Source organism: Dictyobacter sp. Z7_2, assembly GCF_057551105.1.
This window is the reverse complement of the sequence record NZ_BAAJPE010000001.1, coordinates 2211475-2233815: the sequence shown is the minus strand read 5'-3', so window position 1 is coordinate 2233815 and position 22341 is coordinate 2211475. Positions and strand designations below refer to the sequence as shown.

At 49.2% G+C, this 22341-nt stretch carries 15 protein-coding genes; 11 read left to right on the top strand and 4 right to left on the bottom strand.

All coding sequences use genetic code 11. The features are described from left to right. The first annotated feature begins 293 nt into the window (after positions 1-293). The 3 genes from AC27N8_RS08890 to AC27N8_RS08880 all read left to right on the top strand — a co-directional run bounded on the left by AC27N8_RS08890 (position 294) and on the right by AC27N8_RS08880 (position 4948). Complete coding sequence (locus AC27N8_RS08890; RefSeq protein WP_487066081.1) at positions 294-3326, top strand: ATP-binding protein; 3033 nt, start codon at positions 294-296, stop codon at positions 3324-3326. Positions 3327-3395: 69 nt separating this feature from the next. After that, positions 3396-3788: a response regulator gene (locus AC27N8_RS08885; RefSeq protein ID WP_487066079.1), complete on the top strand. Its 393-nt coding sequence runs from the start codon at positions 3396-3398 to the stop codon at positions 3786-3788. Between the two features lie 44 nt (positions 3789-3832). Continuing rightward, on the top strand, positions 3833-4948 hold the full coding sequence (locus AC27N8_RS08880) for a DmpA family aminopeptidase (RefSeq protein ID WP_487066077.1): 1116 nt from the start codon (positions 3833-3835) through the stop codon (positions 4946-4948). A 3-nt stretch (positions 4949-4951) separates the two neighbouring features. Here AC27N8_RS08880 and AC27N8_RS08875 read toward each other — a convergent pair whose 3' ends face one another. Continuing rightward, positions 4952-6739, bottom strand: a complete 1788-nt coding sequence (locus AC27N8_RS08875) for a protein kinase domain-containing protein (protein ID WP_487066075.1) — start codon at positions 6737-6739, stop codon at positions 4952-4954. Between the two features lie 389 nt (positions 6740-7128). Here AC27N8_RS08875 and lepB point away from each other — a divergent pair, with 389 nt between their 5' ends. The 4 genes from lepB to AC27N8_RS08855 all read left to right on the top strand — a co-directional run bounded on the left by lepB (position 7129) and on the right by AC27N8_RS08855 (position 12056). Then, the gene (gene lepB / locus AC27N8_RS08870; RefSeq protein WP_487066073.1) at positions 7129-7680 is read left to right on the top strand and encodes a signal peptidase I; all 552 of its coding nucleotides are present in this window, start codon (positions 7129-7131) and stop codon (positions 7678-7680) included. A 279-nt stretch (positions 7681-7959) separates the two neighbouring features. After that, positions 7960-9030, top strand: a complete 1071-nt coding sequence (hemE, locus tag AC27N8_RS08865) for a uroporphyrinogen decarboxylase (protein ID WP_487066071.1) — start codon at positions 7960-7962, stop codon at positions 9028-9030. Between the two features lie 20 nt (positions 9031-9050). After that, the gene (gene hemE / locus AC27N8_RS08860) at positions 9051-10136 is read left to right on the top strand and encodes a uroporphyrinogen decarboxylase (RefSeq protein ID WP_487066069.1); all 1086 of its coding nucleotides are present in this window, start codon (positions 9051-9053) and stop codon (positions 10134-10136) included. 468 nt (positions 10137-10604) lie between these two features. Beyond that, positions 10605-12056, top strand: a complete 1452-nt coding sequence (locus tag AC27N8_RS08855) for a hypothetical protein (RefSeq protein ID WP_487066067.1) — start codon at positions 10605-10607, stop codon at positions 12054-12056. 183 nt (positions 12057-12239) lie between these two features. Here the strand turns inward: AC27N8_RS08855 and AC27N8_RS08850 are convergent, their stop codons facing one another. Next, the gene (locus AC27N8_RS08850) at positions 12240-13931 is read right to left on the bottom strand and encodes a S53 family peptidase (RefSeq protein WP_487066065.1); all 1692 of its coding nucleotides are present in this window, start codon (positions 13929-13931) and stop codon (positions 12240-12242) included. A 625-nt stretch (positions 13932-14556) separates the two neighbouring features. Here AC27N8_RS08850 and AC27N8_RS08845 point away from each other — a divergent pair. Beyond that, positions 14557-16014 (top strand): hypothetical protein, encoded by a 1458-nt coding sequence (locus AC27N8_RS08845; RefSeq protein ID WP_487066063.1) that lies wholly within the window; start codon positions 14557-14559, stop codon positions 16012-16014. 65 nt (positions 16015-16079) lie between these two features. After that, positions 16080-17267 (top strand): hypothetical protein, encoded by a 1188-nt coding sequence (locus AC27N8_RS08840; RefSeq protein ID WP_487066061.1) that lies wholly within the window; start codon positions 16080-16082, stop codon positions 17265-17267. Positions 17268-17396: 129 nt separating this feature from the next. Here AC27N8_RS08840 and AC27N8_RS08835 read toward each other — a convergent pair whose 3' ends face one another. Beyond that, on the bottom strand, positions 17397-18797 hold the full coding sequence (locus AC27N8_RS08835; protein ID WP_487066059.1) for a hypothetical protein: 1401 nt from the start codon (positions 18795-18797) through the stop codon (positions 17397-17399). A 359-nt stretch (positions 18798-19156) separates the two neighbouring features. Between AC27N8_RS08835 and AC27N8_RS08830 the strand changes: the two genes are divergently transcribed. After that, on the top strand, positions 19157-19876 hold the full coding sequence (locus tag AC27N8_RS08830) for a ThuA domain-containing protein (RefSeq protein ID WP_487066057.1): 720 nt from the start codon (positions 19157-19159) through the stop codon (positions 19874-19876). A 48-nt stretch (positions 19877-19924) separates the two neighbouring features. Beyond that, positions 19925-20935 (top strand): aldo/keto reductase, encoded by a 1011-nt coding sequence (locus AC27N8_RS08825; protein WP_487066055.1) that lies wholly within the window; start codon positions 19925-19927, stop codon positions 20933-20935. Between the two features lie 82 nt (positions 20936-21017). Here AC27N8_RS08825 and glk read toward each other — a convergent pair whose 3' ends face one another. Next, positions 21018-22019 (bottom strand): glucokinase, encoded by a 1002-nt coding sequence (gene glk / locus AC27N8_RS08820; RefSeq protein ID WP_487066053.1) that lies wholly within the window; start codon positions 22017-22019, stop codon positions 21018-21020. Positions 22020-22341: the final 322 nt, after the last annotated feature.

Genomic DNA, 22341 nt, shown 5'->3' with positions numbered 1-22341 from the left:
ATAGCATATCATCTTCAATGCATGCAGAGATATCCTCCTTTTGACCGGCAGATGGTCAGCACTCCTCTTACTATTTGCTTGTGCCTGGAGAAATCCTTTCGAATGAGCCTGCCTGGAAGGACGAGGTCTTCATTTCCCGGCTCTGATGAGGTATGATAAAATTGTGTTCAATTGCCTTCTGATCATGCCTCATAAAAACACTATGTGCAGTGAGTTGAATTTTGAGGTGCAACCAAAATTTTATTTAGAAAGAAGCCGCTCTTCTTTCGTTCTACATAAAGAGTGCAATAATTATGAGTAATACTTTATCGTTGCCAATCTTTCAACGTCCACAGCGTAGCTTAATTGAGCAGATACGCCAGCGTATTTATCTTTCTGTGGCTATTTTAGTGATTTTCCTATTTATTAGTTCTGGCGTGGGCATCTATCTTTCCTGGAATCAGCAGCAATTGAGCAATCAGCGCGTGTCGATACACGATAATGTGAGCACCCTTTTGCAAGCGATGCTAGATCAGGAAACTGGTCTACGTGGCTATGTGGCAACGAATAATTCCGACTTTTTGCAGCCCTTGACGAGTGGGCGTACGAGTTATACTACGGCTTTAAAAGCGCTGAATGTTACTACGAATACGGGTGGTTTTCAGCAGACATCAGATGCTCTGGCTCGTGTCGATAATAGTGTTTCGACATGGACGACGACATATGAAGATCCTCAAATCTCGCGTATGCAGGTTGGTGACTTTTCTATTGCCCGTTCGAATGCCACATATACGCAGGGGAAAAACCTTTTTGATACGTTAAGGAGGCGAATTACTACCTTACAGCAAGCCAGCGATGCCGATCTGGCGATGATACAGCAACGTTATATTGTCACGGATTGGAGTATCCTGGCAGTGATGCTGGTCCTCACTTTAGTGATCACGACTTTTTTAGTTTCAACCTTCCAGCGTTATATCAAAGTGCAACGCGACCAACTTGCCAACCTCAAGTTTGTGACGACTGCCTTTGGGGAGGGTGATATGACTGCTCGTTTCAAGGAGGGCCGCGATAGTGAATTCAATGAAGTTGGGCGTACTTTTAATAAGATGGCCGAGATCTTGCAAGAGCAACAGAGTGGCTTAAGAGATCGAGATATCCTGGAACAGGTGACGCAACTGAATACGATGTTGACTGAGAGCCTCGATCTGACTGTATTGATGCAGAAATTTTCTCAAAGCATGTTAAGCCTGCTTGATGTGCAGATCGTCGCACTTTATCTCTATGACCCACGTGAGAACGTGCTCAGGCTCTTCTCTTCACGCGGCTTGCAAATGGAGGGGCGATTGACAAGCTTTGCTTTTGGTGAAGGGTTGATCGGTCAGGTGGCTCAGGATCGTGAGCCCTTGATGATCTCATCGCGGGAACAAAGTAGTAGTCCATTTGCCATTAAAACTATTGTCGGAGAAACCTTGCCCGCCAGCCTCTATCATCTACCATTGGTACAGAGCAACGATCTGCTGGGCGTGCTGGCTGTTGGCTCGGTCTTTCCCATGGGAGAGCGGACACGCAACGTGCTTCAAGTCGTCTCAAGCAATCTTGCCACGGCTATTGGTAATACGCAGACATACCAACATACGCAACGCCAGGCGACCGAATTGGCTGAGTATGCTCATCAGCAAGAACTGACAAACAGTGCTCTGCGACAGCAGCGCGATGAGCTCACCGTTTTAAACTCGGCTCTGGAAGAGGCCAATCGTGTTCGCAGCCAGTTTTTATCGACGATGTCGCATGAGCTACGCACACCGCTGGCCTCGATCATTGGTTTTAGTCAGCTGATTATGCGCTCGTCCGCAAAGTCTCCCCTTGCGGCGCGGCAGAGCGAGAACGTAAAACGGATCTTAAAAAATGCGCAACATCTTCTCAGCCTGATTAATGATGTGCTTGATATCGCCAAGATGGAAGCCGGGCGCATGGATGTGAATGCTGCCGAGGTCAATGTACAAGAATTAATTACGGCTGTCGTCGATGAGACACGATCGATTGCTATCGATCGCAAGCTCAAGTTGGATGCTGAGATAGATTCCGAGATCACAACTATCGAAACCGATGCGCGTAAGTTGCGTCAAATTTTGTTAAATCTTGTCTCAAATGCACTGAAATTTACGGAACAGGGCTCGGTACTTGTCTCGGTAGTGCGCCAATCGACCTCTCCAGGATTGGGCGAGGCTGGCGAGCAGATCGCTATTTCGGTCCAGGATACGGGAATTGGGATCTCGGCGGAGAAACAGGAGCATATCTTTGAGGCTTTCTATCAAGTTGATAATACAAATAGTCGCGCCTATGAAGGGACCGGTCTGGGACTCTCAATCGTACGTGAGTTGACAACCTTGCTGGGTGGCAAAATCGAGATTCATAGTCAGGTGGGGATAGGCACTACATTTACAATTGTCCTGCCACTCCATATACGCGATCAACGTTCTATACAGGATCTGCGTCTGAATACCTTGCACAATCAAAAAAATGTCGAGTTTTCGCCTACCGGCTACGCGTTTCCGGTGGCTGACCAGACAGATCAGTTGACCAACTCGGATGCTGAGGAGGATCTCCAGCAGAACGAAGATGCTCGGCTGATTATCGCGGTTGACGATAATCCTGACGTATTAAAGCTGATTGCAGAGTCGCTAGAGCAATCGCCGTATCGGGTCATCGGTATCCAGGATGCAGCTAAGGCCATTGAAGTGATCCAGGAACTGCACCCAAGCGCGATTACGTTGGATATCATGATGCCCAAGATCAATGGCTGGCAGATTCTGCACCAATTGAAATCGAATCCGCTCACGGCTTCGATTCCTGTGATTCTATTGACGGTTCTGGAAGATCGTTCCGCTGGCTATGTGTTAGGAGCAGATGAGTATCTGGTTAAGCCGGTTGCTCGGGATGCTTTGCTGAATGTGTTACAGCAATTAGTGCAAGATCGGCCCACGACGTTGCAGGATCGAGAAAATTCGGCTTCAACGTCGATTTCGACCGAATATGTGACCAGGTTCGATAAGGCGTCTGGAACTCTGAAGCCAATTTTGCTGGTGCATAGCGAGCCAAACATCCACGCGCTGATCGAGAAGCTGATGGATCGAACTGGTTATGTGCTGCAAAGGACGTCAGATGGGCAGGCCTTGATGGATATCATTGAGAAGAGCCGCCCGGATCTCTTAATGATGCTGGTGAATATGGATGATAGTAGACATTTAGATGAACGTATACGTGTTGTTGTAGAACAAAAGCAGCAAGTACCTCCCGAGATCTCTGAAGGTCAAGTCGATGATAGTGGACAAACTCCTCAGACTTGAGTATTATTTTTCAAGACTTTTCTGGATTTTGTGCAAGAGTCGTCGCCGTATGTTTATCGAGGTGGAATTATGAGTGCAGCCGCACGTGAGCAGATCAAAAAGCAAATTTTAATCGTTGATGATAGTGAAGACATGCGTCAATTGCTTCAACAAATCCTGGAAGAAGAGGAAGACTATCTCCTACTTTTTGCCGAAAATGCAGCTGAGGCTATCAAACTGGCGCAAGAGCATCATCCCGACCTTATCCTGATGGATATGTCTCTACCTGGTATGAGTGGTTGGGAGGCCGTGGCCTATTTACGCAAGTTGCCTGCTTTTGAGACTACTCCGATTGTTGCCGTGACTGCTCATGTCTCTCAAAATGATCAGGAGCGTGCACGAGGAGTTGGTTGTACCGCTCATCTGGGCAAGCCCTTTGATGTTATCACTGTCCTTGATACTATTGCAAGATTGTTAGAATAGTAAGTGATCTCTTTTAGTGTTTGGTTGGTTTGGAGAGGAGTCTTATGAGTATACCACGAGCACGTTTGCGCGATCTAGGAATTACTATCGGTACCTTGCCTACGGGCACCTATAATGCGATTACGGATGTTCCTGGTATCCTGGTGGGACACGAGACTATTTTGCTGGATGAGCCACGCGTTGCGCGTACCGGTGTCACGATGATTGTTCCACGCGATGGTGATATCTGGGATGATCATGCCTGCGCTGGCTTTTTCAGTTTTAATGGATGCGGCGAGATGACCGGTCTACCCTGGATTGCTGAGTCCGGGATGTTGCATACGCCGATTGGTATCACTAACACGAATTCTGTCGGCGTGGTGCGCGATGCTCTGGTAGCTTATCCTGTAGAGATGGCAAGCAACTGGGGTCCTGGTGGGATTCCATCCATCTCGTCATCCTGGCTTGGCTCGCTGCCAGTCGTGGCTGAGACCTGGGATGGCTGGCTCAATGATATCACTGCCTTTCATGTGACCAAAGAGCATGCCTTTAGGGCTTTGTCCGCAGCTAAAGGAGGCCCGGTGATGGAAGGGAATGTGGGTGGTGGTACAGGGATGATCTGCCACGAATTTAAAGGCGGTATCGGTACCTCGTCGCGACGCGTTCCATATCTCGACCAACGCTACACTGTTGGTGTCCTTGTGCAGAGTAATTATGGAAGTCGGCACTTGCTACGCGTCGATGGTGTTCCTGTGGGGCGCGAGCTCAATTTCTCGAAAGTTCCAGATCCCTGGACAACTCCTCCCAAAGGAGGCTCAATCATTGTCATCGTTGCCACCGACGCTCCATTGGTGCCGACGCAATGTACACGTCTGGCGAAACGAGCAACCGTTGGTTTGTCGCGTGCAGGAGGAACTGGGAATAATGGCAGTGGCGATATCTTTCTTGCCTTTTCAACCGGGAATCATATTCCTTCCTCTGCGGAAGGTCTGTTGACGTTACAGATGGTTCCTAACGATCATCTCACCCCGTTCTTTGATGCCGTCGCCGAGGCGACCGAGGAAGCCATCCTCAATGCGTTGACTGCTGCCGAAACGATGGTAGGTTGGCAAGGGCATAGCGCTCATGAACTTCCTCTTGTCGATCTGCAACATATTATGGAGTACTTTCGCCCTTATTAATCCTCATTTGTGCGTGGTCGATACTTTTCCGTCGGCGGCTACCTGGATAGTAATCTGTGTGATAGGTCTGGTCGCTGGCCCCTTCAGAACAGCCCCTTTGTGGGCTGGATCGAAGCGGGACTGGTGTCTGGGACAAATAAGCGCCTGACTGTGCGGATCATAATTGATCATGGCGGCTTCGTGGCTACATGTACGATCGTAGGCGACCAGTGAGTTATCTGGCAGGCGGATTAAGATACCAGGTCTGTGCGTCACAGGATCGGTGAAGTTCAGGGATGCATTTTTGCCCGGAGCTGTTGAGCTGATTAGCTCTCCGTTGGCTGTGCTACTGGCTGTCGATGCAGTCTCGGTTGCACTACTGTTGGTCCGGGTCTCGTTCTTATTCTGGAGCAGGTGCCAGATGCTTAACCCTCCTGCTATCAGTACCCCGGTCGTAACGACTCCATTGACGGCTTTAATAATGCGTCTGCGCCCCGGATCGGGGCGGGAGGAACGTTGTTGTGCGGATGGGGCTACTTTGACACTGGCATGAGCGGCCGTTGAGCGTAAGAGATTATCTGTCTCTGCTTGTGTCCAGGGGAGAGCCTCTTCCTGGGATTGTTTCTGGAAGATAGTCGTATCCAGAGGGATGCTCTTCGGAGTGGTCATATCGGGAAGCTGGCTCTGCATACTGTCCGGTGCTATTAAACTGGCGGTATTTGTATGTTGGATGCTTGTCATGTGCTCTTGCGTGTGCATAGGGAAGGATGGAAAAACGCTTGTGATCCTGGTGGCAGTAATGCCTGGCAGCGCGATACTTTCGTCAGGTGGCAGCGTATCGAGCAAGGCGAGGTGGATCTTGATTGGTAGTGCCGGACCTGTGTGCTGTGCTACGGGTTTGGCTGCTTCCTCTATGACGTTTAAGACACGTTCAAAGGCGGTGACAAGCTTACTGGCTACCTGCAAACGGAGCTCTGGTGAGCGTTCCAGGGCGCGTTGGAGCGCGATATCCAATCCAGCAGGTACCTCTGCTGCGATCGATTGTAGCGCCGGGACGCGCTCATGGACGTGCTGTTGCAGAATGTCGAAGGGATTATTGCTGGTAAACGGAGGTTGTCCGGAGAGCATCTCGAAGGTCAGAATGCCTAGCGCATAAACGTCTGCGCGTGCGTCAAAGATGCCACCCTCAACAACCTCGGGAGCGATATAGACCGGATTGGTGAGTAGTGTACCTGCAATACTGAATAAGCCTGGATACTGATGAGCTACCTGTCCGATGCCACGTATTTCAAGCATATGTGCCAGGCCGAAGCCTGCCGTCATCACGGTATAGACGTCGCTCGATCCTTCTTCGCGTACCAGCAGGACATTTGAGGCTTTGAGAGTTCCATGGATCACATTGTGGGCATGAGCATAGTCCAGCGCATCAGCGATCTGACGCAGCAGTGCCAGCGTCAGATCTGGTGAACAGCGTTGCTGCTTCTTGAGTAGAGAGGCGATGGTCTCCCCTTCGATGATGGGCGTGACCAGATATGGATAGCCATTCTGCTCGCCGTAGTCGTAGGTAGGCACAATATGAGGATGGCGTAATTGACATAATGCGTGAGCTTGTTGGGTGAAGCGTGCCATAAAACGTTCGCGCACACTTCCCTGGCAATCGGGTGGTAGCAGGAAAATCGTGAGCATTACCTGTTCCATTTCACCTTCTTGCCGTGCTGCGTACACAGCACTTAATTTCCCCTGACCCAACAACTGCGAAAGGTAATAATCTCCGATAGTTGTTCCAACCAGTTGTTCCACCAAATCGATCATCGTGGCCCCCTTGACATGTGCCTCCAAACGCGTCCAGGCATGCTCTTGGCGTTGGACATTGGGATATAGTTTATATATATTCTACGTCGAAGGTCAACAAAAACACGATGCTACTAGGACTTGTGGCTCGTTGAATCATTTTATAGATATACGTATTTACTTATATGATTGTAGGTGTATTGAAGTAACAGATAATTGAACTTGGTAGTTTTGGGCTACATCGCATGTCTTTTCCAGCTTTTTTACGCGCCTTGCGCTATACTACGCCTACAGGTTTACTATTTAAAAGCAATACGGAAGATTTTTCTTGCCAGCTCCTCAGCGTCTGCGTTTTCTCGCAATCTGTTGGGTATAGAGGGTGTGAGGTTTCTTCCCTATGGAGATTTATCTTGAAACGATCGCATTTTACGCGTGAAATTGTCGAATTGGTAGTGATTACTTTACTGCTTTTTGTCGTGATTCGCTTTGTTGTGCGTGGATATCATATGCAAAGCGCCAATATGCAGCCGAGTATTAGCCAAAATGCTTATATTATGGCGAACCGTACTTCCTACCTTTTTAGCAAGCCGCAGCGAGGCGATGTTGTGATACTGCACGATCCACTTGATACCAATGTAGATGATATGGTGCGCATTATTGGGCTACCGGGAGATGATGTCAAAACTGACAAGACGCATGTGCAGGTAAATGGTGTGATCCTTAGCGAGCCATATGTCTCAAAAAGTACCAACCCCGAGGGTAAGGAATGGAAAATACCTGCGGGGGCGTATTTTGTGCTCAACGATAATCGTCAGTTTGTGAATGACTCTCGTAACTGGGGTACGGTAAACTCTGATAACATCGTTGGGAAAGCTGTGCTTGTCTTCTGGCCTGCCAATCAGATCGGATTTATTGATACTCACTCCGCAGTATTTGAGCAAGCCAAAAACGCCGCTCCCTGATCTGACCTCTTCCCACACAAATCCTCCTAAATCCTCACAAATCTGTGACAGATTGTGATGGTCCTACAGATTTTTGAGATTTCTCATTGCATTCCAGCTTACAACACGTTATGCTATGAAAAGCAATCGTCGATACAGTGTGTGAGCCAAAGTAGCGTCGTACACTTATGTACGATGTCCCTGTTCATGGTACGAAATGGCTCTCCAGGGTATATTCCGGGCATTCGAGAAACTGGAATATGACCCGTTCGTAGATCAAATAAGATACAAGGAAGCTGTATGCAGTTATCAACTCAACCTGCACCAGATCAAAGTGGGATCGCTCGTTTTAGCGCAGCGTGTCAGTTGCAGCCAGTAGAGACAACGCCAGTCTGGTTTATGCGGCAAGCAGGACACTGTCTGGCTGAGTATCGGACGTTACGAGAGTCCTATGATATTTTAACTATCGCTCGCACTCCTGAGCTCTGTGCCCGCGTCTCGCTTCTGCCAGTTGCCACTTATGGAGTCGATGCCGCCGTCATGTATACTGATATCGTCCTCCCATTTGCCGGTATGGGGGTCCAATGCGAACTTGATCCCGCCCGTGGACCCATCGTTGCGCATCCTATCCGCACCATGCAGGATGTGACCGCGCTCCGTGTCACGTCCGCTGAGGAGTCAACTCCCTTTGTGCTGGAGGCTATCAGCCAGGTCAAGCGTGAACTGGCTCAGAAGCAGGCTGTGATTGGGATTGCTGGCGGACCTTTGACGCTGCTGCTCTACTTGATCGAAGGCAGTCCAACCCGTGACTACAGCGTCGCCAAAGCGTTGATGTATCAACAGCCGGAGGTCTGGCATGCGCTGATGGAGATCATGACCACTGTACTGATCGATTATGTACAGGCTGAGGTGCGTGCCGGAGCGGATGTGATCCAGATCTTTGATAGCAATAATGGCATACTTGGGCCGGCAGCTTATCAGCAGTATGTTCAGCCGTATGCGCAGCGCGTCCTGGATGCTGTGAAGCAGGCTGGAGCATTTAGTATCCATTTTGGAACAGCGAACGCGAGCCTCTTGCCCGCGATGGCCAAGGCAGGCGGCGATATGATTGGTGTCGATTGGCGTGTCGATATAGATACAGCCTGGGAGCAGATCGGAGCCGGACATGGCATTATGGGAAATCTCGATCCGACGCTGTTACTGGCTCCCTGGGATACCGTGGCGGCCGCCGCACAGGAGGTCCTTACGAGGATAGATGGACGTCCCGGGCACATCTTCAATCTTGGACATGCTGTTCATCCTGCCACCGATCCGGATACATTGCGCCGCCTGGTTGATTTTGTCCACCAACCCAATAACAATACCGATTAGAGCTTGCAAGGATTTATATTATGAATGTTACAACATCAAGTGTGCAGTCATCGACATCGTTAACGGCACAAAGTCGCTTCTTACGTGCTTGCCAGTGTCTACCAGTTGATGCCACGCCGGTCTGGTTAATGCGTCAGGCTGGTCGCTACATGGAAGAGTATCGTGCCTTACGAACTCGTTATCCCATCCTGGAGCTCATCAAAACGCCCGAGCTGGCTGCGGAAGTTACCATGCAACCGATACGCGCCTTCAATTTGGATGCAGCTATCATCTTTGCTGATATTCTACCTCCGTTACAAGGTATGGGACTTGATTTAGAATTTATGAAGGGTGAGGGACCAGTTATCCATAATCCGGTACGTTCCAGAGCCGACGTAGAGGCGCTACGCGTGCCTGATCCTCTGGAGAGCCTCTCTTTCACCCTGGAGGCAATTCGCCTTGTCCGCCGCGAACTGGAGCCCCGTAGGATACCTCTGATAGGCTTTAGTGGTGCCCCCTTTACACTGGCTTCATATGCTATCGAAGGTGGGAGCAGTAAATCGTATCTGCATACCAAGGGCCTGATGATGGGTGATCCCGCGACCTGGCATCTGCTCATGGAAAAACTCAGCGAAGTCGTCGGACACTATCTGCTGGCTCAGGCTCAGGCCGGGGCGCAGACCCTGCAATTCTTTGATAGCTGGGTTGGAGCTCTAAGTCCCGCCGACTACCGTGAATATGTTCTGCCGCACAGCCGTCGAGCGCTGGAGATCGCCAGACAGGGCAATGTCCCCATTATCCATTTTGGCACCAACACCAGCAGCATGCTCGACCTGATCCAGGAGGCGGGTGGTGACGTGATTGGGATTGATTGGCACATCGATCTGGATCGGGCTTGGCAGTCTCTCAAGCCTGGATCTGCCATCCAGGGTAACCTTGACCCGGTCACCTTGTTTGCGCCCTGGCCCATAATCGAAAAAAGAACCAGAGAGATTCTGGATAGCGTCGCGGGGCGACCCGGACACATCTTTAATCTTGGGCACGGCATTCTTCCAGGCACACCGATCGAAAACGTACGGCGCCTGATTGATTTCGTCCACGAATACACGACGAAAAAAACCTCGTAGCATAGAGTGGTTACCCTTTTCGTTATTATATACCGCAAATGTAGCACAGGGGTTTTACGCCCCCTGTGGGGTACCATTGCGTCAAATATTCACCTATTAATCATATTACCAAGGAAGCGCTGAGAGCCGAAAATGTTGCATGAGTGGTATGGTTACCTCACAGGGGGCGTAAAACCCCTGTGCTACATTTTATGTGTTCACATACGTAAAAGCATAATTTCACCTTTTGCATGTGCTTTGCTGCGCTCAAAATTGGCTGGAGCTACTAGATAAATACCTTTTTTTTGAGTAAAATAGTGAGAGGCAACAATAATACGCGATATCATAAGTATAGTTACATACTTCTAGTTGATCGGTTTGCAAAAAAAGTTTTTCTACAGGCTTGTTGCCGGCAGGGATGCGTTCTGATATAGTGTGAGAGTGATATCGGCATGGATGAACGATATCTCACGTAAGGAGATGATCAACTTGAAAATGAGTCGAAAATCGGCATTGCTTTGGATAATGTCAGTTTTCTCAATTGTTGTTATCATAGTGCTTGTGACCTATCTTCTTGACCTTAGTGCAACTCCAGAAGATCCTCTGCTTCACGTATATGTAACTCCCAAGGCATCATCTGCTGGCAAGCCAGTGCTTCAGAAACTTGAACTTATTACTGATCAGGCTTATGGAACCGGGAATCAATATGTGCCCAATGGCTGGGGAGCTCAAAAAGATCGTATTATTCGTACCACGCAAGGCGATCTCTTTATGACTTATATTTCGTCCGGTACTGGATTAAACGATCGAGAGTGGCACTTGATGCATGAAGCACCACATGGCACGTGGAAAGAGATCGATAATGGAGATGCAGGCGCTGAACCCATTAATATTGTATTAGGAAAAGATGACTCTATCCATCTTTTTGCCTGGCCCGGCACCCAGGGCAAATTGCAGCATATCTTTTCGACTGATAATGGGAAGACCTTTCAGCAGGAGTGGATTACAGGCAAATGGATACAAAATCAGGAGCAAGGATATAGTAGTGTCGGTGTGAATGACAATGGCGATATAGTGCTGGTGCAGACTGGCCCTGATAAGCCGGGCGTCTTTAATTGGGTCTACTATAGCTCACGTTCAAATACCTGGACCTTTCATAATAATACATTGGATTTTCGCTATACCTATGCGTTTCTTTTTCCTGGCTATAGTAATGATCTATCGATCGTTGCAACCCGCGATGTCAAGCGCGGCCTGCTTGGTCTGCCACAAGCGCAAACTGGTAATCAGTGGATTTTTAATGAAGTGAAGTATTTTCATATCGATGATATAACACAGCCACAGCCACAACTCGATCAGACGCTGATTAAGGAGGTTCAGCCCAGAGATCCTGGTGATACCAGCGATCGCGACGTGACGTATGTCACAGATAGCTACATCGACACTTCTAACCGCTTGCATGTACTTTATTTGAATGAATACGACGGACCGCATCAAGCGATTATTGAGAATGGAAAACTGCTCAAAGATGTGCAGATGCGCAATGTCAAGTTTGGTCAAAAGATGAGAATCACTCAGGATAAGCAGGGGCATTTTTATATTGTGACGATGGGGGAGCAGGGAAACACGATCAATATCTATCCGGGCGCCACTGACGATACCGATGGGACAAAACTTGGTCCAGTTACTCAACTCGATATTTCGCAGTTTCCTGGCTGTACCGATTATGATTTTTGCCATTCTCCCACCTTTACTACTCCTCGCAACGGCAATGATTTATCGGATACTATCGATGGGGTCTATGGGAATTTTAATAAGGAAGTGTATTTTCGGATTAATTTGCGTGGAAGTACGCAGGCTGCACAATCACGCTTGCTTGCACCTCTTTCGGCAATGATATCCGCTGTGGAGGAGAAGCGCCGTTCCATATTTCTCCCCTGAACTGTGCGGAAAATTGTACCTGCGCCAGATCGTACCAATGAGTACGATCTGGCGAAAACAATGCTGAATGAAGCACAAAACATTATCGTACTCATTGGTACGATCTGGCAAAAGCAGCGCTGGATGAAGCATAAAACATTTCATCCAGCGCTGCTTTTTTGATAGATGGCGTATGATGCAGGTTTAATCCTGCTGATGAGACGCATTTGATACTGCCGAGAGTGATGGAGCTGGCGTCGTAGTCGCCTTTTCAAGCGCATCGAGCAATAGCGTCCCATCAGGCGTTCCCAATCCCGTACAGGCGTCCCAGCCAACACCAGCGGCATAGCTACCGTTATCTCCACTGGTAACATCGCGCAGCGCTTTTGTCTGCAGGAGGCTTTGATAGTTCTGATAGAGAAATGGATTCAAGAAGCCAACTGGTTTGCCCAACTTCTGGTTGATGAGTGCGATTAAGCCTGCCCATAAGGGGGCTACTGCACTGGTACCGCCAATTGGCATACTCTGTCCATCCACATAGATCTGATAGCCCGTCTGTGGATCAGCATCGCCTGCCACATCGGGCACTCCGCGTCCGACACGTTTGTCTGCATTAGTGGATGTCGGAACGTTAGCATTAGCCTGCCAGGTTGGAAGTGCAAAAGTATCACTGATGCCACCACCAGTTGCGCCATTACTACTCGCCATATTGTTCCAGACAACTTCGCTCGACACGACGTTGTTGGAGGAGTTTAGCGTGGTGCCACCGCAGCCAAGCACATTGGGACTTGAGGCCGGAAAATCAACGTGCGCTTTTTGATCATCGACACCGTCTCCAGACCCGTTGTCACCTGAGGCACAGCAGATGGTGACACCTAATGCCGTAGCTGCCTGAAACGCCTGATCCATTGCTTGCATCGCCTGAGTAGTCCAACTTGACTCTGGGCCTCCCCAGCTGATCGATATGACCGATGGTGCGTTGGTCGTGTCATGGATCGCCTGCGTGATAGCGTCAAGGAAACCGCGATCAGTGTTAGGGGCGAAGTAGACGGCGATGCGGGCTTTGGGAGCGATGCTGCCTGCAACTTCAATGTCGAGGACCACCTCACCGTCGGCGCTACCCGGATCACCAGATGGGCTATTACTTGCTCCATCGACTGCTACACTGACAACCTCAGGTGATGACAACTTGAGTTGTTGAAAGTAGGTTGTCAGATCTGTATCCTTATATCCGCCGCCGAGCTCAATCAGTCCTATGCACTGGCCAGAGCCATCCAAAGTTGTCGGGAAGTCGTACAGTTGTGCGACCTGGGGTGTCGTGTACCCGCTGGTTTGCGCTCGTGGGTGCCGAATCTGATCTGCAACATCGCGTGGGAATGATTTTTTTGAGGTTTGGAGGTAACGGAAGAGTGGTTTGGCTTGTTGCCTATCATCAAGACCAAAGACCCCTGTGACAATATTCTCAAGTTCGTTTGGGATGTGTACGTGGCCTGTACGACCTCTGAATGTCTCGTTCCCATGTTTATAACGCTTGAGTTCGACAGCAAAGGCTGCCATGATATCTGAAGCCGTACCGCTCAGGACTATCTTGCGTGCTGCTGGCTCGACGCTGCTAACCGTGAGATGGTGCTGCTGTGCAAACGCTTGCACTTTGGTCAGATCTTCAGTGGTCGCGCGATGAGTCGAGGCATACTCGGCTCTGCTGAGCCTTGGTCCGGGCTGTTTAGCATGTGCGCTGATATGATCAATATCTTGACCTGCGGCCGGATCACGTAGATACACGCTGACTTCGATCTGCTCGGTAGGATCGAGTGGTCCGATCGCTTGAGCATGTGCCGGTAGTTGTCGTGTACTGCCAGCAAGTCTTGAAAAACCCTGGGGTGGTAAATTCGTCATACTGAACTCCTTTTCGCTCTTCTCAAAGCATCAACACTAACATTTCCCCATGTATTTACTACAATATTTTGCCATAAAAAGATCCAAATCGCCTAAATTCTGACCTTTCTGTATACCGCCAGCGAGATGGAAAGGTGCATTATTCAGTTTCTTGAGGCTGAAATCTTTATCTATGCTTTTGATGCTGAACTCCTTAAGATCTGTAATGCTTTATGCTTTACGTTGTGTGAATGGCTGAGTTTATACGACGTGGGGATTATATCATATCCGCACTACTGCCTGATCCATCAAGGATGATAAGATCTATCAAGCGGTTACAATCAGGGGGTGGATGCAAGAAAAGAAGTGCATCATCTGCTCATTTCAAGGCGTATCGTGCGTTTCATTGAACATCAATGAAGTGAAAATGGAGAACTAGATTAAAATGTTGAGAGATTATGGACTGATTGTAAGCGTTTATTTTTATATATGTGTGTATACTATCATTTTACTCCTACCACCAAATGGTATTGCTCATTCCTAGTTTTTTGATGGGGTTCGTGCTTTTTTGTATGATCCCGGAATATGCTTGTAGATTGAGATTGTAAACGTGTTAGATAAATATCTATGAAGAAGGATTGCCGAGGTGAAGCCGAAAAATCTGCCTCCTTCAAAAGAGGATATGAACAAGCGTCCATGGAAACGCCCATTATTTATCTTTGTACTCGTCGTTGTGATCGTCATTTCATCGTACCTGATTGCTACTCAGGGCATCTACTTACAAATTCCAGCTATGATCAGCGGGCAGCATAATCAAAGCAGTCAGACAACTCTCTCTGGAAATAGCCTTTCTCCAACGCCACTGGCCTCAGTAGCGGTACCTGAGAGCCAGTCAACGGTTGTGCAACCTGGCACTCCCGGTCAGCCTGTGTTGGAGGCGTTGGGACAGGTGACTGATCAGGCGTTTGGGACCAATAATGTCTATGTACCCAACGGTTGGGGAACTCAGAAACTGCGTATTATTCGCATGACTACAGGGGATCTTTTTACAACCTATATCTCTGCAGGCAGTGGAGATCGTGATCGTACCTGGCATCTGCTGCATAAAGCACCTGATAGCACGCACTGGGAGGATATCAAGCAAGGAGACGCAGGAACAGAGCCGATCAATATCATCCGCGGACCCGATGACCAGATCCATCTTTTTGCCTGGCCGGGGACGAATCAAGTGGCGCTGCATCTGGTCTCAACCGATATGGGTCAGAGCTTTACTCAGGAAGTTTTGCAGGGACAGTGGTCCTCTGACCAGGGCTATAGTGGAGCATCGATCAATGCACAGGGAGATATTGTCTTTTTCCAGACCGGAGGCGATGTGCCTGGTATTTTCTACTGGACCTACTACTCGGCTGCAACGCATGATTGGACTTTTCATACGAGTCAGATGCAGTATAGACATACCTATGCTTACTTTTTTCCTGGTGATCATAACGATCTGGCAATCGTGGCCATGCGCGATGTGGAACGTGTCTATTTGAATTATCCTTCGTCCTCGGGATTTGATTATATTTTTAATCAGATCAGCTACTTCTATATTGGCAATGTTACTGCTCCTACATTGCAACAACTCAATATTGTCCAGGTTCAACCGCGCAGCGCCAACGACGCTGATATTACGTATGTCACCGATGTGTATATGGATACTCAGGGACGTACCCATGTGCTTTATAATGATCAATATGATGGTGCTCATCAGGCCATTGTCGCGCAAGGGAAGGTGATCAAGAATGTTAAAATGGATATCTCCGCTGTAAATAAAGCGCGTATGATCCAGGATACGCAGGGACATTTCTATCTGATTACGATGGATGCTCAAGGGAACACGATCAATGTGTATCCTGGGACAGCTGCTGATACAGATGGTACCCAACTTGAGCCTCCTACGCGGCTTAATATCTCAGCGTTTCCTGGCTGTACCGACTACGATTTTTGCCTTGAACCGACCTTCACCGTGCCCCGTGGAGGCAATCCACTCTCAGACACCATCGATGGCATCTATGGCAATTACACCAACGAATACTACTTCCGTATCAAACTACGCGGGTGACATCCGGTTTTAGGAGCTGCCCAGGAATAGATAGATAAGCACTATCTACCCAAAGAGGAGGAAATATGTCAACCTGGATTGCCTTTACTGATCAGCGTCTGGAGTTGTGTCTGCTCAATACCATTAGCCGTGAAGTGAGTCACTTTTTTCCGGATATGCGCGTAGAATATTACAATTGGTCACCAGACGGATGCTATCTCGCTTTTTCTGTCCTTCCTACGCCGAGCACAAATGGGTCGTATACATTTTTTCTCTTTGAGAGCGAGAGCAAAACGATACGGCAGATGGCTCAGGCCAGAGGGAGATTTATCTGGAGCTGGTCTCCGGATGGACGCAAGCTAGCCTTTACGAATGAGCCGGGTAGCGACGAGGCCGGAAAGTCCTGCCTGATGGAGGTTGAGAGTGGGACAATAGAACTGATCATGGGAGAAAGCGCCTTTGCGATCTGGTCGGGGGAGAGTGGCGAGTTGACCGGACTCTGGCAGTATCACGATGAGACTGAGACCATTTATGTGATGGAGCCGGATGGAAAGCGCCGGCGTTTGCTTACTCCTGGGGAGCACATATATTTCTCGCGGCACGGACATAGTTGGAGTACGGTCACAAACTGGTCACCCAATGGCCAGTTCTTTGCCTCGCATCTGTACCAGCGCGTGGAAAGCTTCGATAGTCAGGGTCAGCTTGTGGAAAGCCGGGTTGATGAGCACTTGCAAGTGGTGAATATTGAAGGAAAAGTGATCTTTGAGAGACCCTGGGAAGCGCATCTCTATGCTTGGTCGCCCGATAGTCGCCATCTTGCCTGTATCGCTACGACTGATGAAGTGGAAGGTAGGGAAGGTCCAAAAGTGGGCGAGCAATTGGTGTGCGTATTGCCCTGGGATGGCTCTGCCCTGTATATCCTGGGCACAACCAGATTTTGGCCCCATCATCATGTGGCCTGGTCGCCCGATGGGCAGTATCTTGCCTTTGCCGGCTATCCAGAAGGACAGCCCCGTGATGGCCAATGTGTCCTCTGGATAGGTCGGGCCGATGGGCAACAGGTCCATGCCCTGACCAGGCCGCGGCAGCTGGGTGAGAATGAGATGACCACTCCTGTCTGGCCGACCTGGTCGCCCGATGGCACCCGGATTGCATTTGTCGATACCGGGTCTCTGTTGTTGGTTGACTTGCATGACAGAACGCCTCACCCTTTTCCCGGTGCAGAGGAACTAAGCGGGAATTACATCACGGGAAAGATAGCCTGGCAACCATAATGAATTGTACCAGTTTCTGTCTCTCCTGTACGCTTCATTTGATAGATGAATACGTGTAAATCTCAAAAATGTCTCACATCTGTGAGTCGTAGGGCATGCAAGTATGGTAACCAAAGGTAGCGTCGAACGCTACTTTTGGACGGTTTCGTTGGTAATCACGGTCTGGAGTGCTACCAGTGCGATGTTGTCGGCTTCTGAAGTAACCCAGTCTTCACGCTGGGGGGCGGCGCAGGTTTTGCAGGGATACTCCTGGCCGTTTGGTAGCACGCGATAACTGAAGCCGGGTACGGGACCTGCCAGGAAGAGGCGTTGTCTGGCCACGTTGATCAGGCTCTGTTCTAGCTCTGACCAGCGATTATTGAATGCCTGGTTGGCGAGGTGGACTGCTATCAGAGTGTGCAATTGACGCGTCTCTTTGATACTCTGATCGACATAGCCTGTCTCATGACCGAGGTAAGGTCCCAGGAAGAGCTTGAAGTAAAAGCCACCGTTGACAGGATCACGTAAAGGCGAGGTCACAAGCCCATCGAGCATCTCTTTTGCCAGCGAGAGATACGCTGGTGTATGAGTATAGACGCCGGAGCGAATTAAGGCTTCGATCTCCTGACCGGTCTCGCCCATGCGCGCTTGCGGGTCCAGCAGTTTATGTGAGCCAAACTTTGGATCGTTGATGATGTAGAGGCGTCCGAAGAGGTGATAGTGGGTGTCATAGGTCTGCTGGATCACGGTCTGGACGTCTCTACGACCGGCGGTGATCCATTCTGGATGCTGGAAGCGAGTGCCAGCATCGACGAGGGCCAGTCCGGTTTCAAGGGCGTGATCAACGCGATAGCCATCTTGCAAGCGTTGTCGATCGCTGCCGGCGGTAGTATCGACGGGACCATGTTGCACTCCGAGTTGAGGGTCGATCAGCTTATACTGTGAGGCTGCCCAACCACGCATCGCAGTATTCCAATAGTCTGTATCATGACTAAAGTCTCTCAAATGCATCAGTGTAAAGTAGATCCAGCCCTTATTGAGGACCGTATGTCCCCATTCTCTTTGGACTGTAGGCAGGAGACGTGTAATGTATGTATTCATCGACGTGTCGCCTGGATGGCTGGATCTATACCAGTACATATTTTCGAGCAGGCGTAGATCATTGGCACTATCTGTGCGGGTTGAGTGCCCACGCTGGTCGCAGGCCTTGGGACCGCAATTGATCTGTGCGGTATCGCTTTTACGCCAGTTGATCAACGTCGTTTGATGTTGCGGGTCCCAACTGTGAGCGTTCATGTCATTGAGGACCTGGAGTACTATCGAGCTCAATGAATTTGAGGGCTGCTGCACTGCTGCCTGGGGTAATCCCTCTTTTGGATTAAAGGGCGCTCGGATAAAAACGGTGTACATCAAGATGATGAGAACAGCTATCGGTATCACAAACAAAAGCGTTGTGGTTGTCTGACGTGCTTTGGGCGAGCCTCGGTAGCGATGCCAGGCGGAACGTTTCTTTGGCTCTAAAGGAGCTTTTTTCTCTTGCAATTCGTTCATATGTGTCCTGATCCTTTCATGGAGTATATGTTCTGCGCTCCATTTTTGTATTGAATGCTCTATGCCTTTATAATTATCATAGAGGTCTCTACCAAAGAATGAGCATTATAGAAATAGCTGCTGTAGCTCTACCATCGGCAATAGTTATGAACTTCATAGGGCAGATAAATACTAAAATATGTCGCGATTTCGCAGACCTCTGGCCGTAAACACGTGCTACAATGATGGCAAGCAATGATGGCGCGATTGGATTGGGTGATGGGAAGCGCTTCGCTTTTTCATGTTTCCCATCACCTAACCCAAGCAAACCTCTCTCAAGCCAATCTGTTGTTGGTATTGGATATAGAAGGAGATGTGGAATGACAGAAAATATACGTGTAACGATCTGGAACGAATATCGCCATGAAATCTCGTCGCCGGAGGTAGCCAGGATTTATCCTGAAGGCATTCATGGGACGCTGGCGAAGGCGCTGAGTACAGATAATTTCACTATTCGTACAGCCACTCTTGATGAGCCTGAGCATGGCCTGACCGATGAGGTGCTGGAGAATACCGATGTGTTAACCTGGTGGGGACATCGAGCTCATCCCGAAGTCCAGGATGAGATCGTTGCCAAAGTTCAGCGGCGCGTTCTGGATGGCATGGGGTTGATCGTCTTGCATTCAGGTCACTTCTCTAAGATCTTTAAAGCTTTGATGGGTACCGATTGTGATCTGCGCTGGCGCGAGTCCAATGATAAGGAGCGTCTCTGGGTGGTGGCTCCAGGACATCCCATTACAGAAGGCATCGGCGATTACATCGAGCTTGAGCATGAGGAGATGTATGGTGAGCCGTTTGGTATCCCAGAGCCTGATACCCTGGTCTTTGTCAGTTGGTTCACTGGCGGCGAGGTCTTCCGTAGCGGTTGCTGCTACACACGCGGTCAAGGACGTATCTTCTACTTCCGTCCCGGCCATGAAACCATCCCAACCTATCACAATCCTGAGGTTCAGAAGGTCATCAGCAACGCGATCAAATGGGCCGCACCGACCACTACGCGCACATTGGTACGTGGCAATACACCCGCAATCGAGAAATAATATTTGTCTGGCTGGTGTGTGAGTAGAGATAGAGAAAAGAGGAATAGTATGTCAGAGCAGGATGCCCCTCAGTTTGCCGAAAATCGTTACGACACCATGCAATATCGTCGTAGCGGTCGCTCTGGTCTTATGTTACCCGCGATCTCCCTGGGAGCCTGGGAAACCTTTGGTGGATATCGCGGTGAAGAGATTGCTCGCGCCTGTCTTTATCGTGCCTTTGATCTTGGAATTACGCACTTTGACCTGGCGAATAACTATGGACGACCTCCGGGCAATGCTGAAAAGATTGTAGGCAAGATCCTCAAGGATATGCCGCGCGATGAGCTGATTATTTCGAGTAAAGCTGGCTATCTTATGTGGCCGGGACCCTATGGAGAATGGACTTCAAAAAAGAATCTTGTCGCCAGTCTGGATCAATCACTAAAGCGACTGCAACTCGATTATGTCGATATTTTTTACGCCCATCGTCCTGATCCAAGTACACCACTTGAAGAGACCATGGCCGCCCTAGACTTGATTGTCCGCCAGGGGAAAGCGCTCTACGTCGGTGTGAGCAACTTTCCAGGCGATCATCTGGAGCAAGCAGTACAGGTGACCAGACAGATGGGACTTACTCCTATCACGATCCATCAGCCGCGCTATAACCTGCTTGATCGCCGTCCGGAATATAACCTCTTTGATCATACCGCCCGGAACGGGATTGGCGTGATTACTTTCAGCCCGCTGGCACAGGGGCTGCTCTCCGACAAGTATCTGGGCGAGGATCTTCCCAATGATTCGCGTGCAGCTGCCTGGTGGGGGCGTACAAACAATGAAGATGTAGTGCAGGGCGAGAAGTTGACACAGATCCGTAATCTGAACAAGATCGCTCAGGAACGTGGGCAGACACTGGCTCAGATGTCTCTGGCCTGGAACCTGCGCTTACCTGCTGTCACCAGTGTGCTCATCGGAGCATCCAAAGTCGCTCAGATCGAAGAAAACGTGGCCGCACTTAATAATCTGGAATTCAGCGATGCCGAGCTGCAAGCTATCGATGCCATTGTAGCGCGTACATTTTAAATCATTTAAGTAAGAAAGTAGATCTATGCCCGTAAAATAAATGCCGGCATAGATCTATAAAAAGGCGAATTTGATCTTTGCTTTAAAGATCAAATCCTAAAGATGCAGCTCCAATTAATCCAGCTTTATTATTGAGAATTACATGCACGGGCACATCGGCCAGCATCTCGGTGAAGCGACCTTTGCTTGTAAAGGCGTGCAGGAATTCCTGTTGTTGCAGGAATGGGAGGATGCGTGGTGGGATGCCTCCTCCAAGATAGACTCCTCCAGTTGCCAGCGCTTTTAACACCATGTTGCCACATTCAGCTCCAAGGATCGAGGCGAATGCTTTGAGCGTGGCGACACAAATACTCGCCTTTTCTCCCTGTTCGTTGGTAGCCATAGCTGCTTTGACAATGATTGGATTATGGTCAGTTGTCTGGGCGAGCTGGTCCGCCAGCCATTGAGGTTCGTTGAAAAGGCCTGATGCTTTGATATAGTTATAAATATTGGGGAGCCCGACTCCTGAGCAGACATGTTCGTAGCTCACGTGAGGCATCTGTTTTAAGAGGTGGACGAGCATTCCGATCTCGAAGCCGTTGGTGGGAGCAAAGTCAACATGACCACCTTCTGATGGGTGGACACGATAATGAGCACCATCCCAGGTTAATGTTGCCTCTCCTAGACCAGTACCGGGCGCAACGACGGCGAATGTTCCATGCGTGGCCCGCTTTCCTTCGTTGATGGTGTGCAGGTCAGATGGACGCAGATGGGGGATTGCATTGGCGAGCGCAGCTAGATCGTTTAATAGTGTAATTGCGGGGATTTTTAATGTTCGCTCCAACTGCCTTTCTTCCATCTGCCAGGGCAAATTTGTGATCTTTGCCTTGCCCGCTACCACAGGACCAGCCACGCCAAATACACCCTGCTCGATTGTAATATCTGGCAGATTAATCTGAGTCATAAAGTCATGCACCAGGGCTGCCAGTGTGGCATACTTTGCACTGGGTAATGTTGCTTCGCGCAATGGTGCTCGCACATCTTCTTTTGATGCATACAGCGCCAGATTAGTTTTTGTCCCCCCAATGTCACCAGCCAATAACATGATTTATAGTAACCTTTCGATATATATTCTGTGACAAGTACATGTAATTTCATTATCGTAGACAAGACTGAACAAAGTCGTTGTTGTTTGCTTGGTAGGTAGCCGCAGAGATGGATTGAGACTCTTCAATGTTTAAGTCGGCTTTTTAGCGCTAAGTTGAAGTATGCGTTGGGATCATCTACTTCAATATCGAGCCAATTTGATAAAGTATCATTTCAATTGGTATGTTTAGCCGCCACTCTACATAGTAAACAAATAATACCACAAGATAGAGCTTCCTGGTTTATCTGTATACCCACATCCAGAAGTTTTCTCACGGATG